The organism is Proteus terrae (assembly GCF_003144325.1).
Lineage (GTDB): Bacteria > Pseudomonadota > Gammaproteobacteria > Enterobacterales > Enterobacteriaceae > Proteus > Proteus terrae.
Window position 1 is genome coordinate 112,374 of the sequence record NZ_PENS01000013.1, and the last position, 15,421, is coordinate 127,794.

Genomic DNA, 15,421 nt, shown 5'->3' on the forward strand with positions numbered 1-15,421 from the left:
TTTAAAATTTAATACGTTAGTAGCATCTACTTGCTTCACTCTGCAAGTTATGTACACCATTGTGTACACATTTAGCAAAAGCACCTCAAAATGTGTTGGTGTACTGCTCTAACTCGGACGCGATAGTATCATAGTGAAAAAAAATTATATATCGTTAGTTGCATCAACATCTTAATTCTACGCCCTGTTATACTCTCCAAAAAACCACCATTCGGATCCGTTATGAATCTCGCAAACTTAAACTAAGTAAAGAAAAAAGATAATGGAATTATTCAAACCTGATAATCCTGAATGGGTAACTTGTGAAATTGACGCACACCTTTTGATGTTTCAGGCGTAGCTTACATGCTTAAAGGGATGGGATCTCTTAACAAGAAAAATATTCTTGAATCTATCCGCAGAACATTGGATCGCATGGTTAAAGATGGCTTGTTAGAAAAGGTATTCAGTTATGAGAGACGGCAAAATAAACACCAGGGCTCAAGCAATTCTCCTGATGTTCGCTGTGTCGTTAGTCGGTATGGTCTGCCTGGGAAGTGCCATATTGTGAAATGCGAAAATGACGCAGAGGACTTTATTGAAGGTGAGTGTGTTAAGATTGATTAACTTACTATTTTTTCTAGGAATTGACTCGATACTCTTTTCTCTGTCTCTTTTTTATCTCCCATCATTTTTTGTGGGAAGTAATATAAATTATAAGCTAAAAATGACAATATGAAGGCTATCCAATAGCCTACTATTTTAGGGTTTCTTTTTCTGACGATATGAAGATATATAAATGGGAGACAGAAAAATAATAGACCTAAGAAAATAAATTTAGGATCATTGCACTTAATAAGAGCAAGCTCTCCCTTTGAAACTAAAGTGGCATTAAAATAGAAAATTAAATTAATTATTATTAAAACCAGTGAGGATAAGATGGATTTCTTTAGTGGAGACTGGATATATTTAAATGCTGATATAACAACAAAAAAAATAATAAACGGGGGCTAAATATAAAATAGCCATTGCAATAAAAACGACAGTCATTATAAAAACAGCTATTTCACCACTCATAATTATCCTTATTTTATATTATGTAAATACACTTATTTAATATATTTACTATTTTCCTCTCATTTGCATAATCATATTATAGTGTGAATTTTTCGTTATTCTGTGTTCCTCTTCGTATTTTCCATTATAGGTAATACTTGTTATTTAAATCATAAACATAGATGCATTAATCATCAAAAATATACTTATCACTTTGCAATTTATAACTAGTTTCATTACCATCAGTACCCATCAAGCGGAAACCGTGGCTTTAAAAATAACATTCTCTGGGGCGGGCCAGAACTTTCATTGTTAACATAAAGGTGTATAACGTGTTTTATTTAAAGCCCCGCCCTCGTAAATTGGTCTATGCTATTACCTTTGAGATTCTCGCGATTTTATTAAGCACTGTTTTACTAGCAATATTAAGCCAAAGCCAATCACATAATTCACTGCCCGTTGCAATAGCTGTTTCTGTTATTGCTCTGATTTGGAATTATATTTTTAATTCTTTCTTTGAATTAATTGAGTCGAAATTAAGGATCAAAAAACGTACAGTCATGGTACGACTTACCCATGCAATAAGTTTTGAATTAGGTCTGTTCTTCTTTACCATTCCACTTTATATGTGGTGGTATAATGTAAGCTTTATCAAAGCGATAAGTATGGAAGTCACTATATTAGTGTTCTTCTTTATCTATACCTATTTATTCACACTCATTTTCGATAAATTATGTCCTCGTGTTTATTCGACAGAAAACAAAGTGGTGTAATCGCTTAATCCTGTCGATACTCAGTAGGACTTTTATTAAAGTATTGGCGAAATGCCTGACTAAATGCAGAGTGTGAATCATATCCTACTGCTAGTGCAATATTTTCAATATTTACGGATGTGTATTTTAATAATTCAGCGGCTTTGCTAAGTCGCTGTTGAGTGACATATTGCATCACAGACACACCCACCTCTGCTTTCATTTTTCGCTGTAACGTACTCGCTGATGTATTAAAAGCAGAAGCAATATCATGTGTTGTTAATGGTGTATGTAATTTATTCACTAGCCAAGCATTCAAACTATCGCGCCAACCTTTTTGTATTTCCATTTGAGCGAGTAATAAGCGCGTGATCGTTGAATATTGATCAGGGGGTTGAGGATATTGATGTAGCCATTCCAATAACCCAATTGCTGCCGGTGATAGTGCAAATTGCCCACCTTTCTCACTTAATTGCCATTGCGAGGTCGCTGGAAGTTCGAGAATAAAATTTTTATTATCGATATTGCCTGAAAAGGCATGATGAATAGTTGGAGGGATAATCAAGCAGTTTTGATTAGAAATCAGAAAGTCTTCTCGATTAAAATTGACTTCCATCGAACCCGAAAGCCCAAAAATAATCTGCCATAAATTATCATGCTGATGAGATACCGTCTCTTGTGTATAACATCGCAAATGCAATTGAGGTAATAACAAAAGACACTCCTTTATATCCATCCTACTATTGAATAATAATTACTATATCAAAACTCAGCAGAACATCACTATTTAAGAGTGTCTTATCAAGATACTTATTTAAGCCAAACGAGAGCCATTTGGTAAAGGTAAGTTAAACTCAGCCAATACAATTGCCCCCATTTCGTCAGGTGCCCCTGTAATTAAAACTTCAGATTTTATACCTGCAATGCGTTTAACTGGGAAATTACATACACATAAAATACGACGACCAACAAGCTCTTCGGGTGTGTAGTTTACCGTAATTTGAGCACTTGAACGCTTTATGCCTAATTCGCCCAAATCGACTTCCATAACATAAGCCGGTTTATTAGCTTTCTTATTTATTTCTGCGCTAATAATAGTCCCTACTCGCATATCTACACGTAGAAAATCATCCCATTCAATTAAATCTGTCATCTTTTTACCAATCTATTATGTTTACGGTTATATCTCTATTACTGGATTATAGATTAACACGCATTATGCTGGCTCACCTGTGGTGAGGCAGTCATTCTCTGTTTAGAAAGAATCACTGTCACTCTTTTTTCTCTATTTTCATCATTCTGAATTTTGCTTATTTTCTAATAGCCTTTTAAATAACCATATCAATTCATAAATTTGTTATGTATAAAAAGTATTCTTAAGAAATGCAGTGTTATTAACAACCCCAGAGAATATTTATTATGAAAAAGATAACAGAGTGGACAACACTGGAAGGAAAACTTGTACGTTTAGTGCCTCTTAGCATAGAACACTATTCAGAACTCCATGAGCTAATTGAAAAAGATAGACCCGATGAGCTTTGGTATACCACTGTTCCTTCAGTAACAGAGTTACAACGCGATATTGAACATAAACTTCAATTGCAACAAAAAGGGTTAATGCTGCCTTTTACCATAGTTTCTAAAGCTAATAACTGTCTGGTTGGCATAACAACCTTTATGAATATTGATAGTCAAACGCCAAGATTAGAAATTGGTTCAACATGGTATGCCAAAGAAGTACAAAGAACAGGAATAAACACAGAAGCTAAATACCTCTTACTTAAATATGCCTTAGAAGACTTACAGTGTATTGCTGTTGAATTTCGTACTCATATATTAAATCAAACTAGCCGTAGAGCGATTGAACGACTTGGCGCAAAACTGGATGGTATTTTGCGTAATCATAGATTAACAACTGGTGGTCAAAAAAGAGATACTTGCGTTTATAGCATTACTGATTACGACTGGGAAGCGGTAAAAGTGCACTTAGAATGGCTTATGAAAAAATACTAATACATATTAAGAATATTACGAGGAAAATAACTTTTATCTCGTTTAATTTGTTATCATAATTACTCCTTAATTACCTGTTATTGGGAGCTTTTATATTCCATGCACTCTGTTTACCAGTTTTTTCAAGCTATCGGTCTTGGTCTTATTTTGCTTTTACCTTTAACTAATCCATTAACGACTGTCGCTCTTTGGCTTGGCCTTTCAGGCAATATGACAAAGGAACAACGTAATCAACAATCGTTAATGGCGTGTGTATATATTTTCCTCATTATGACCATCGCGTTCTATGCGGGACGGATCATAATGACAACTTTTGGTATTTCTATCCCCGGTCTTCGTATTGCAGGCGGAATGATAGTTGCCTTTATTGGCTTTAGTATGTTGTTTCCAAACACACCTAATGTCGATGATCCTATTTCAGACGATAATAATCCACATCGTAATCCTAAAGAGCCTAATATTGCCTTTGTTCCTTTAGCAATGCCAAGTACAGCAGGCCCCGGAACGATTGCAATGATAATTAGTACAGCAGCTTCAATCCCATCACGTACTGATATTGCACAATGGGTATTGTATATTGCCCCTGTGACAAGCTTCTTTTTAATTAGCGTTATCGTTTGGGTGTCACTTCGTGGCTCCACCAGCATTATGAAGTTTTTAGGCCACAGTGGTATTGACGCTATTTCTCGTGTAATGGGATTTTTATTAATCTGTATGGGCGTTCAGTTTATGATCAATGGCGTTCTTGAAATTATTGCTGATTTGCCTGCTTTGTTAAAACAGGCTCAAGCAGCCGCTAATTTGCCAGACTAATTATCACCTGCATGGTAAGCCGCTCTCACTTTTGCTAAATAGCGTGGCGCTTGAGAAGCCGGATGATTTTTTTCAACATAACGATAAAAATCATCCGCGCTCATTGAATTAATTTTAGCGATAGCATTACCTCTATCTTTATCAAATGTTCTTAATAAAGCGCCGGCGCCATTCACATAAGCAAGGATAGTGGCGTAATAAAGCGTTTCAGGATCGGCAATACCAACAAGATGGCGCTCTCTTAATAATTGAATATAGGCTGTACCTAGATCGATATTAATAGCGGGATCTTTTAATTGGGCTGTTGTTGGTTGCCCTGCCTTACCTCTATTTTGGTAAACATCTCTTCCCGCAGTTGATGCTTTAATTTGCATTAATCCAACTGCATTTGATTTGCTAATAACTTCAGGTCTAAAGTTTGATTCAACTTGGATAATCGCCTTAATTAATGTTTCATCAACATCGTAACGACTTGATGCTTGCTGTATATGGTTATCAAAAGGTGTTGATTTCCATTGTGCCGTTGAGATTGAAGCATTATTAACGCGGTTCTCTACTGTTTTTTGGCTTAAAAATCGTGATGTTTCTTTTTGAATTGGTTGACGAGCATGATCCGCACAACCAGCAAGAAGCAAAATTACCAAAGAAAAGATGATTTTTACTTTCACGTTTTATCCTTTTGCATAACGTGTTGTACAAGATATATTTATATATCAAAGGTTTGTTGATATATTATTCTATTTTTACATAAAAATGCATGCTAAAATATGGCAAAGCGCAAGAAATAAATCAATCTATTACTACTTCTAGTGTGTGCGTTTTATCTCAAATCTATCCTATTTCCTGTTTTCTTCACGAAATCTCTCAATCAGAATATCTGTAATAAAAACAATTCGCTGAGGGATAGCTATAATCATAAAAATAATCTCTCGCACAAATAGTTACGAACTATTGTTAATTTTTGTGACAAAAATCGACAATCTACTTAACATTTATTGGAATACATGTTGTTATCTTATTTCCAGTCGTTATCAAATGAAGCTTTTTACACAGAGATAACTTGACTTTCTTGAAATGATATTGATAATCATTATCAATTAAGAAAATAACTCTGCAACTATAAGGCAATAATAATATGGATATATTTCGCTCTGTAAACAAACTTTCACTTACGGCTTTATGCCTTATGGCATCCGTATTTTTAACAGCACCTACACAAGCAAAAGATAAACTAAAAGTTGTCACCACATTTACTATTATTCAAGATATCGCTCAAAATGTGGCTGGAGATGCAGCGATTGTTGAATCAATCACAAAACCCGGTGCTGAAATTCACGATTATCAACCCACTCCTAAAGATATTGTAAAAGCTCAAAAAGCAGATCTTATCTTATGGAATGGCTTAAATCTTGAACGTTGGTTTGAACGCTTTTTTAATGAATTACGTAACGTACCCGCAGTTGTTGTCACTGAAGGTATTACACCAATGGCAATCAGTGAAGGTGCTTACAAAAACAATCCTAATCCACACGCATGGATGTCACCGAATAATGCATTAATCTATATTGAAAATATTCGTAAAGCGCTTGTTGAACATGATCCAGATAATGCAGCTATTTATAATCAAAATGCAGCAAATTACGCAGAAAAAATTAAACAACTTGATGCACCATTAAGAGAAAGATTATCTCGTATTCCACAAGAAGAGCGTTGGTTAGTAACGAGTGAAGGTGCATTCAGCTATTTAACCAATGACTATGGCTTTAAAGAAGTTTATTTATGGCCAATCAATGCAGAAGAACAAGGCACACCACAACAAGTTAAATATGTGATTGATACTGTTAGAGAACACAAGATCCCTGTTGTCTTTAGCGAAAGTACAATCTCAGATAAACCCGCTAAACAAGTCAGCAAAGAAACTGGCGCAAAATATGGTGGTGTTCTTTATGTTGACTCACTTTCCGCTGAAGGTGGCGAAGTTCCAACTTATATTGATTTAATTACTATTACAGTAGATACAATTGCGAAAGGATTTGGGCAATGAGTAATATAAAAGCTAATCCTACTTTGACTGTTGATAATGCCACTGTTACTTACAACAATGGTCATACGGCTATTTTTGATGCAAGCTTCTCTATCACTGGCGGCACTATTTGTGCCCTAGTGGGTATCAATGGCAGTGGTAAATCCACACTATTTAAAACCATTATGGGGCTGGTAAAGCCCTCTAAAGGTAAAGTGACATTAAACGATAGCCCGATCCAACAGGCATTAAAACAAAATATGATCGCCTATGTTCCGCAAACAGAAGAAGTTGACTGGAATTTCCCTGTCCTCGTTTCTGATGTTGTGATGATGGGGCGTTATGGAAAAATGGGCTTTTTTCGTATTCCTTCAAAACGCGACCATGAGGTTGTTGAAGCATCATTAGAACGCGTTGGCTTGTCAGGTTTGGGACATCGCCAAATTGGTGAACTTTCAGGTGGCCAGAAAAAACGTGTTTTCTTAGCACGAGCAATGGCTCAAGAAGGTACTGTTTTATTACTTGATGAACCATTTACTGGTGTTGATGTTAAAACAGAGAATGCCATTATTGAGCTATTACGTAATTTGCGTGAAGAAGGTCACTTAGTTTTAGTTTCAACGCATAACTTGGGAAGTGTTCCTGAATTTTGTGACCACGTTATTTTGATCAATAGAACAGTATTAGACAGTGGTCCAACTGAAACAACTTTTACGCAGAAAAACTTAGAACACGCATTTGGTGGTGTATTACGCCACATTAGCCTATCAGGTTCTGATCTTCATGATGATGACGATCCTCGCTCGCTCACTGTCATTACCGATGATGAACGTGCTGCCGTCTTCTATGGTCATCAAGAAGAACACACTCCAGCGCACCAAAGCCAGCGCAAACAAGGAGATTAGCCATGCTAGATTTACTCCTGCAACCTTTTGAATATAACTATATGGTGAAAGCGATTTGGGTAAGTGCCTTAGTTGGTGCCGTCTGCGCTTTTCTTTCATCCTATCTTATTTTGAAAGGTTGGTCGTTAATGGGAGATGCCCTTTCCCACTCAGTTGTTCCCGGTGTTGCAGGGGCTTATATATTAGGTTTGCCTTACGCAGTCGGTGCTTTTTTTACGGGTTTGCTCGCCGCATTATCAATGACATTTATTCGTCATATCACACGACTTCGTGAAGATGCCGTTATCGGTTTTATCTTCTCCACTTTTTTTGCCTTTGGTCTGTTGCTGGTTTCTCTTAAACCGACAGCCGTCAACGTTCAGACCATCATTCTCGGAAATATTTTAGGCATTGCTGATGAAGATGTATGGCAAGTTGTGATTATTACAGGCGTCTCTTTCTTAGTCTTATTTTGCATCTGGAAAGACTTACTGGTAGTTTTCTTTGATGAAGTTCATGCAAAATCAATCGGTTTATCGCCACTAAAATTAAAAATTATCTTTTTTACTCTTTTGAGCGCATGTACTGTTGCAGCGCTTCAAACTGTTGGCGCCATTCTTGTCATTGCTATGGTAGTGACGCCCGGTGCAACGGCTTATTTACTCACAGACCAATTTAAACGACTTGCAATTATTGCTATCTGTATTGGTACAATCACAAGTGCAGTAGGCGCTTATCTTAGCTACTTCTTTAATGGTGCAACAGGTGGCGTAATTGTTACAATGCAAACATCACTCTTTTTGTTGGCTTTCTTATTTGCGCCTAAACACGGTATGTTGGCAGCTCGCCGCCGTGCTCGTCAGAGTTCACAACAGTTGATCACACAATCCCATCAACATAAAGGATCAACAAAATCAGAAGAGGTGAAACTATGAATGAGTTGATGGAGTTTTTCATTGAGCCTTTTCAATATCCGTTTATGCAACGCGCTATTATTGCAGCTATTATTATAGGTATCGCCTGCGCCATTTTATCATGTTATATGGTATTAAAAGGCTGGTCTTTAATGGGGGATGCAATTTCTCACGCCGTTTTGCCCGGAGTCGTTCTTGCTTACGTCACCGCAATCCCATTAACCGTAGGCGCCTTTCTTTCTGGACTCTTTTGTTCTTTTGCCACGGGTTATTTAAAAGATCACAGTCGCATTAAAGAAGACACCGTGATGGGAATTGTATTTTCAGGCATGTTTGCAGTGGGGTTGGTCATTTTTGCCAGTGTCGATACAGACCAACATTTAATGCATATTTTATTTGGTAATATTCTAGGCATTACGCCGGATGTATTAACTCAAATTAGTATTATCTGTGTAATCACCATCACTATTATGCTTATTAAGCAAAAAGATTTTATGCTTTATTGCTTCGATCCTAACCAAGCAAGAATTGTTGGTTTACCTGTCACATTATTACACTATGGATTACTGTCTATTTTGGCATTAACCATCGTTGCCTCAATGCAAGCTGTTGGGATTATTTTGGTTGTCGCTATGCTTATTTCACCAGGGATCACCGCGTATTTATTAACACGCAGTTTTTCACGCATGATTATGTTAGCAATTGTATTTTCTGTCGCATCTAGCGTTATAGGAACATTTATTAGTTTCCATATTGATGGAGCAACAGGCCCATGTATTGTGCTAACGCAAGCTGTATTCTTTATTATTGCGCTACTCTGTAATCAGATTAAATTAGCAAAAATAAAGCGACAAACAAAACCCGCTAGCGCCTGATAATATTCTTTATCTTAGCAAAAACGGGACAATCATCCCGTTTTTTAGCTTTATACTTTATTGATTTAATTAAAGTGTTATTGTCATAGTATAAACATCGCTCGTTATTATTTTATTTGGGTCTACTAAGTAAACAACTTTGCGAGGTGTAAGTATGTGGCAGAATATAGGTCGTTTACTGGAATCAAACTTAGGATTTTCAGCAAAGATAAACGAAAAAATTCACCTTTCTAGTGGCGATATTCATCATACATGGAAAATTTATTATGGTGATACGCCTGTTTTTGTGAAATCCAACTTGCGTGAATTTCTGCCTAATTTTAAAAATGAGGCAGAACAACTCGAAATGTTAGCAAAAAGCCAAACAATTCGAACTCCTCGGGTTCTTGGTATCGGTAATAGTAAAGATGCCAGCTTCCTACTTCTTGAGTTTTTGCCTGTTCAACCATTTACACCTCATAGCGCCTACTGCTTCGGACAACAGCTAGCAAGGCTACATCAGTGGGAAGATCAACCTAGTTATGGCTTTGATTTCGATACCCAAATCGATACCACTCCTCAACTCAATAGCTGGGAAAAACGCTGGAATCACTTTTATTCTGAAAAACGTATTGGCTTTCAGCTACAACTGGCTTCCGAGAAAGGCATGGTTTTTGGGGATATCGACGAGATCACTAAAATCATCAATCATCGCCTTGCTGATCATACCCCTCAACCCTCCCTGCTTCACGGTAACTTATGGCCTAAAAACTGTGCTGCAATTGGTCAATCAGAAGGTACGGTGTTTGATCCCGCTTGTTATTGGGGGGATCGAGAGTGTGATATCGCGATGTTACCGCTTTGCACAGCAGTACCTGCAAATATTTTCGATGGCTATCAAAGTGTTTGGCCACTATCAGATAAGTTTTTATCACGTCAGCCTATTTACCAACTCTATTTCTTCCTTAACCGTTGTAACTTATTTGGGGGAGAAGAAAATTATTTAGAAGTTAGAAAAATAATTGACGACCTATTAGCAACACCTTAATACGAAACGAGTGAAGTAGTGATGAGATAAGATACATAAACTAAAAATATAACCTCGCCAGATTCAGTTGTGCGAGGTTTATTTTTCCCTTTAGTTAATATAAATGAACCGTCCTCGTTCACTTTACTTTACTTTAAAGCAGTATTACCATCCTAAGAATTTTATCAAGAAATAGCCTATTGCAATGACAACTAGAGGTGAAAGATAAAGCACCATAATTTGCGTAAATATAGTATGTCGAGGCAATTTGATATTTTGTTGCAATTCCTCAGCCGTCACACCACTTTTCATTGCGCGTTCTATAATCAGCTGATCTTGTATATTTTCCTTCAAATATTTTACTTGGCGATAAATTCGTAATCCTGATGCACTAAATGCTAAACCAATAAACATAAAAAGAAAGATAACAAAAAAAGTAATATTTTCTTGGCTAAATCCCATTTGTGTATTAGGGATAGGTGAATTTCGCCAGAAAAAACCTAAGAAAGGTGTATTAAATTGCACCATTTCCGCTAATACACGAAAAAAGTCATTAATTACGGCATTTACACCATCACCACTTGGGCGTTGTATTGCAGCCAATCCTGTCAATGATACGGCTGTCGAAATAAAGGCAGGAATAAAAATAAGCCACCCAAGTACACGCTTTAAAATGGCATACAATCCTGCATATTGATAACTCATCACATCCTCACTAAGTAGAATTCGTCAATATTTATCTGTTTATCGTAGTCTAATTAACGGCTAATACGACAATAAATTAATAGTAGCTATTCTCTCTATTTATTTTACACAATAAATAAGAAACTGATTAAAAAGATTTTCCTTGTAACTCTTGCTACAATCGCCACTCGACAACATAGACCTTATTTATGGAGAGTAACATGTCTTTTAAATTCCCTATTGAAGCTGCAATATTTGATATGGATGGTTTATTAATCGACTCTGAACCATTTTGGCAGCAAGCAGAACATGAGGTCTTTGCTGAATTAGGCGTCGATTTATCCCTCTCATCTGCAATGCCCGATATGGTTGGGTTAAGAATAAACGAAGTCATTGATTTATGGTATAGAGCATCACCTTGGCAAGGCATTTCAAAACAAGAAGCAAAACAAAAAATGGTTTCTCGTGTTGTCAAATTGGTTGAAGAAACAAAGCCACTATTACCGGGTGTTGAGCATGCTTTAGAGCTTTGCAAATCATCAGGGTTAAAAATTGCACTGGCATCCGCATCTCCTGACTTTATGCTTGAGCGTGTACTTGAGTTGTTTAATATTCGCCATTACTTCTCTGCCGTCGTATCTGCCGATGAATTGCCACACAGCAAACCTCACCCAGAAGTTTATCTAAACGCAGCTAAAGCTCTTAATCTAGACCCTATCCACTGTGTTTCATTAGAAGATTCTCGCAATGGTATGATTGCTTGTAAAGGAGCAAGAATGCGCTCTATTGTTGTACCAGCAACAGAACAATTTAATGATAAACAATGGGGCTTAGCTGATGTAAAAATTGCATCACTCAATGAACTAACGCAACTGCATTTATTAGGCTAGTTTCCATAAATAAAAAGGATATCCTGCCTTGTAAGATATCCTTTTTATTCTATTTTCAATGTTCACAACTCTCCTCACTCTTTTTTGTCTTTAAGGCTTCCACTTGTGCATTTCGTTTAATGCCCACTTACCTTTATCTGACTTTTTAGTTTTTTATCCTAAATTCGATCACTTTTAAACCAATCGAATAAAACATTCCTGTTATTCCTTAATATTTAAGACAATTTTTGTCTTTTTTGACTGTTAGTTATCGTCAAAACCTTTTATACTTTATTACTGTATAAATGAACAGCAAACAAACAGACATGGAATGACAGCAGAAGGACATCTACTTTTTTCTGTAGCAACACTAGTGTTAGCGCAGAAGCTTGAAATAACGCCAGCTCTTGCTCATGGTGATTGGTTTCACATGATCCCTGCTGTCTTATTGGGCTCGCTTCTACCTGACTTAGATCACCCTAGTTCTGTTCTTGGGCGATTATTCCGTATTATCTCTCTACCTCTATCAAAACTCTGTGGTCACCGAGGTTTTACACATAGCTTGCTTGCATTTTGTGGGTTGGCTATTTTATGGGAAACCCAAGTTTCACCACGTTGGGATATTTCTGCTGATATCTTCCATGCTCTTTTATTGGGCTATCTTAGCCATCTCATTGCCGATATGTTAACTCCAGCTGGTGTTCCTTTCTTATGGCCTTTAAAAATGCGTTTTGCATTACCTATTTTAGGTAAAAAGAATAATAAAAAAGGAGAGAGATTTATCTCTGTTTTGATCCTTGTTGGTGCACTTTTTTTACCACCTCACCTTACTGTTACCCTGCCTTCGCAAGTCAACAACTGGTTACAGATGTACCACGATAAGCGCACTAATTTTTAACACCCCCAGACAAAACCCTACGTTTCTCTATCTATTTATAAATTCTTACATCTTTTTATGCCTAATTTCCTTGTCTTTATAACCAAACGATTATATAAAATAATAATTAATTATAAAAAGTTATTAACAATCCTGTTACCATATAACGAATTGGTGCTGTTATATCCTTTCTTATTACCTAAGAACTCATATCGCATACAATCGTCGAAATTATATAAATAAAGATCTCGTTGGAGAGTTAAGATGAATTTTCCGTTAATCATTAACGTACTCGTCTTTGTTGTGCTATTACTCATCTTGGCTAAATTAAGTCAACGTCAGTGGAGCCTTTCAAAGAAAGTTCTTGTTGGTTTAGTTTTTGGTGTTGTTTTTGGACTAGCACTACACGCATTCTATGACTCACACGATCCTATTATTAAAGAATCTATTCTTTGGTTTAATATCGTGGGTAATGGCTATGTACAGCTGTTACAAATGATCATTATGCCATTAGTCTTTGCCTCTATTCTTAGTGCCGTAGCTCGATTGCATCAAGCATCATCACTAGGAAAAATTAGTGGCCTCACTATTGGTACACTATTATTCACTACTGCTATTTCTGCCTTAATCGGTATTGTTATTGCTAATTTATTTGGCTTAACAGCAGAAGGCTTAGTGCAAGGTGAACAAGAAGCACAGCGCCTAATTGCGCTTGAACAAAATTATATGGGCAAAGTTTCTGACTTAACGATGCCACAGCTTATTTTGTCATTTATTCCTAAAAATCCATTTGCTGATTTAACAGGTGCAAGCTCAACATCGATTATTAGCGTTGTTATCTTTGCTACTTTCTTAGGTATGGCTGCACTGAAATTACTCAAAGAAGATCAGCCTCGTGGTGAGAAAGTTTTAGTCGCGATTGATTGCTTACAATCATGGATCATGAAGCTAGTTCGTATTGTTATGATGTTAACACCTTACGGTGTAATGGCTCTGATGACCAAGGTTGTTGCAAGCTCAAATATGCACGACATCATTCAATTAGGAAGCTTTGTTGTTGCCTCTTACGTTGCTATTGGCTTAATGTTTGTTGTTCATGGTTTACTGGTGAGCTTTACAGGTTTAAACCCGATTAAATTCTTCAAAAAAGCGGGGCCTTTATTAGCATTTGCATTTACAAGCCGTTCAAGTGCTGCAAGTATTCCGCTAAATATTGAAACACAAATTAAGCGTGTTGGTGTGCCAGAATCTATCGCAAGTTTTTCATCATCTTTTGGTACAACGATTGGTCAAAATGGTTGTGCGGGTATTTACCCTGCGATGTTAGCAGTGATGGTTGCACCTACTGTGGGCATTAACCCATTAGATCCAATGTGGATCGCAACTTTAGTTGCTATTGTCACTGTTAGCTCTGCGGGTGTTGCTGGTGTAGGGGGCGGTGCAACATTTGCGGCTCTTATCGTTTTACCTGCAATGGGCTTACCTGTAACATTAGTTGCTCTGCTAATCTCTGTAGAGCCGTTAATCGATATGGGACGTACAGCATTAAACGTTAGTGGCTCAATGACAGCGGGTACAATAACCAGCCAGATTATGGGACAAACGGACAAAGCTGTCTTCAACCAAGATGAAGAAACTGAACTTACAGTAAAATAAACTTTATCTGCATCTATTGATAAAGCCAGTTCATTTGAACTGGCTTTTTTTTGTATCTATATTAATTTATATATCTTTTATTTATGTCATTCACCAATATCAATAAAAAACTATAACAAGGTAAAGATCGTGCAAAAAATTATGCGAGTTTTACGTAAACTCTATAAATATGAAAACAGTCAATATGATCCTGAACGCCAAGTCTCACTGTATCAGCTTGATATTCTTTCAGACAAAGAACGAACCTTGTTATCTGAGGCCAATTGGCAACCTAATATCATAGAAAGATTTGCTGATCACACTGATGTTATTTCAAAATTAAATAGCTTAAAGAACAATCCATCACTCACCCAAAAACGTTGCTTAGATGCTTTTGTTGCTGGTGTCGGAGGCAGTTATCTTAGAGGTCGCTCTGTTCTAGGTGCTTTTCATAAGTTACAAAATTTACCATTACATGATTATGAAGAGAAGCCTCAATATGCCTGCTGTTGGGTTTGTAGTGATGGTGATCAGCAAAAACATATTAATGACAGCTATTTTCAATATTGCCTCTATTACGGTAATTCTTATACAGGCAATCCCTCTTACGCTTACTTGAATTTAAAACATCTCCTCACCGTCGCGCCTGTTAGCCCAACACAAACAGATAAAGAAATCTTCAAACAATTACTCCAGTTATTACGCCATGCACCTGAAGATGAAACACCGGGTAAATTTGAAAAGCGGTTAAATGAAGCCAAATTAATTTCTGGTGATAAATATACCAAACGAGGTATTTTGCACTCACTTGCCTTAATTGGTGTTATTCCTAATACCTATATTCCTTTATCTTTGGATCATTGGGCTAATTTCGGCGATATTACCATTGCAGAAAATCAACTTAATAACACCAAAGGTCGCTCTGATATGGAAATGCCGTGGGCGGGCTGGAAAGGTAATCTGAAAATTAATGAAGAAAAAGTGGCGATATACTTTGGCGAATATTTAGATTAAAGATCCTGTTCTTTATAAATAGAAAGC

16 protein-coding genes are annotated in these 15,421 nt (G+C 36.7%); 12 read left to right on the forward strand and 4 right to left on the reverse strand.

Features of this window, described 5'->3' with window-relative positions; genetic code table 11:
* The first annotated feature begins 1,367 nt into the window (after nucleotides 1-1,367).
* Nucleotides 1,368-1,808 (forward strand): PACE efflux transporter, encoded by a 441-nt coding sequence (locus tag DK857_RS14100; protein WP_109394241.1) that lies wholly within the window; start codon nucleotides 1,368-1,370, stop codon nucleotides 1,806-1,808.
* Between the two features lie 4 nt (nucleotides 1,809-1,812).
* On the opposite strand, the gene DK857_RS14105 is transcribed toward DK857_RS14100, so the two are convergent.
* Nucleotides 1,813-2,502, reverse strand: a complete 690-nt coding sequence (locus tag DK857_RS14105; RefSeq protein ID WP_109402490.1) for an AraC family transcriptional regulator — start codon at nucleotides 2,500-2,502, stop codon at nucleotides 1,813-1,815.
* 99 nt (nucleotides 2,503-2,601) lie between these two features.
* On the reverse strand, nucleotides 2,602-2,940 hold the full coding sequence (locus tag DK857_RS14110) for a tRNA-binding protein (protein WP_109394239.1): 339 nt from the start codon (nucleotides 2,938-2,940) through the stop codon (nucleotides 2,602-2,604).
* Between the two features lie 266 nt (nucleotides 2,941-3,206).
* Here DK857_RS14110 and DK857_RS14115 point away from each other — a divergent pair, with 266 nt between their 5' ends.
* Entirely contained in the window at nucleotides 3,207-3,800 is a 594-nt protein-coding gene (locus tag DK857_RS14115) for a GNAT family N-acetyltransferase (RefSeq protein ID WP_109402491.1), read from the forward strand.
* A 99-nt stretch (nucleotides 3,801-3,899) separates the two neighbouring features.
* Nucleotides 3,900-4,613 carry a MarC family NAAT transporter gene (locus tag DK857_RS14120; RefSeq protein ID WP_109402492.1) on the forward strand — a complete coding sequence of 238 codons (714 nt, stop codon included), beginning with the start codon at nucleotides 3,900-3,902 and terminating at the stop codon, nucleotides 4,611-4,613.
* Here DK857_RS14120 and DK857_RS14125 read toward each other — a convergent pair.
* Complete coding sequence (locus DK857_RS14125; RefSeq protein ID WP_109394236.1) at nucleotides 4,610-5,281, reverse strand: transglycosylase SLT domain-containing protein; 672 nt, start codon at nucleotides 5,279-5,281, stop codon at nucleotides 4,610-4,612. The two genes, DK857_RS14120 and DK857_RS14125, sit on opposite strands and share 4 nt — an antisense overlap.
* 518 nt (nucleotides 5,282-5,799) lie before the next feature.
* On the opposite strand from DK857_RS14125, the gene DK857_RS14130 reads away from it, so the two are divergent.
* The 5 genes from DK857_RS14130 to DK857_RS14150 all read left to right on the forward strand — a co-directional run bounded on the left by DK857_RS14130 (nucleotide 5,800) and on the right by DK857_RS14150 (nucleotide 10,336).
* Nucleotides 5,800-6,657 (forward strand): metal ABC transporter substrate-binding protein, encoded by an 858-nt coding sequence (locus tag DK857_RS14130; RefSeq protein WP_223672508.1) that lies wholly within the window; start codon nucleotides 5,800-5,802, stop codon nucleotides 6,655-6,657.
* On the forward strand, nucleotides 6,654-7,541 hold the full coding sequence (locus DK857_RS14135) for a manganese/iron ABC transporter ATP-binding protein (protein ID WP_098943141.1): 888 nt from the start codon (nucleotides 6,654-6,656) through the stop codon (nucleotides 7,539-7,541). The genes DK857_RS14130 and DK857_RS14135 overlap by 4 nt, the downstream gene beginning before the upstream one ends.
* A 2-nt stretch (nucleotides 7,542-7,543) precedes the next feature.
* Nucleotides 7,544-8,455 carry a metal ABC transporter permease gene (locus tag DK857_RS14140; RefSeq protein WP_098943142.1) on the forward strand — a complete coding sequence of 304 codons (912 nt, stop codon included), beginning with the start codon at nucleotides 7,544-7,546 and terminating at the stop codon, nucleotides 8,453-8,455.
* Entirely contained in the window at nucleotides 8,452-9,309 is an 858-nt protein-coding gene (locus DK857_RS14145) for a metal ABC transporter permease (RefSeq protein ID WP_109402493.1), read from the forward strand. Before DK857_RS14140 ends, DK857_RS14145 begins: the two co-directional genes overlap by 4 nt.
* 154 nt (nucleotides 9,310-9,463) lie before the next feature.
* Nucleotides 9,464-10,336, forward strand: a complete 873-nt coding sequence (locus DK857_RS14150; protein ID WP_109402494.1) for a fructosamine kinase family protein — start codon at nucleotides 9,464-9,466, stop codon at nucleotides 10,334-10,336.
* A gap of 144 nt (nucleotides 10,337-10,480) precedes the next feature.
* Here DK857_RS14150 and DK857_RS14155 read toward each other — a convergent pair whose 3' ends face one another.
* Nucleotides 10,481-11,020, reverse strand: coding sequence for a YniB family protein (locus DK857_RS14155; RefSeq protein ID WP_109402495.1), 540 nt, complete (start codon nucleotides 11,018-11,020; stop codon nucleotides 10,481-10,483).
* Nucleotides 11,021-11,220: 200 nt separating this feature from the next.
* Between DK857_RS14155 and hxpB the strand changes: the two genes are divergently transcribed.
* From hxpB to DK857_RS14175, 4 genes are all read left to right on the forward strand, one after another.
* On the forward strand, nucleotides 11,221-11,889 hold the full coding sequence (gene hxpB, locus DK857_RS14160) for a hexitol phosphatase HxpB (protein WP_109402496.1): 669 nt from the start codon (nucleotides 11,221-11,223) through the stop codon (nucleotides 11,887-11,889).
* Nucleotides 11,890-12,199: 310 nt separating this feature from the next.
* Nucleotides 12,200-12,766, forward strand: coding sequence for a metal-dependent hydrolase (locus tag DK857_RS14165; protein ID WP_109402497.1), 567 nt, complete (start codon nucleotides 12,200-12,202; stop codon nucleotides 12,764-12,766).
* A gap of 243 nt (nucleotides 12,767-13,009) precedes the next feature.
* A complete protein-coding gene (locus DK857_RS14170; protein ID WP_109402498.1) occupies nucleotides 13,010-14,401 on the forward strand; it encodes an L-cystine transporter in 1,392 nt (463 codons plus the stop codon).
* Between the two features lie 129 nt (nucleotides 14,402-14,530).
* On the forward strand, nucleotides 14,531-15,394 hold the full coding sequence (locus tag DK857_RS14175) for a hypothetical protein (RefSeq protein ID WP_227003175.1): 864 nt from the start codon (nucleotides 14,531-14,533) through the stop codon (nucleotides 15,392-15,394).
* The last annotated feature ends 27 nt before the right edge of the window (nucleotides 15,395-15,421 follow it).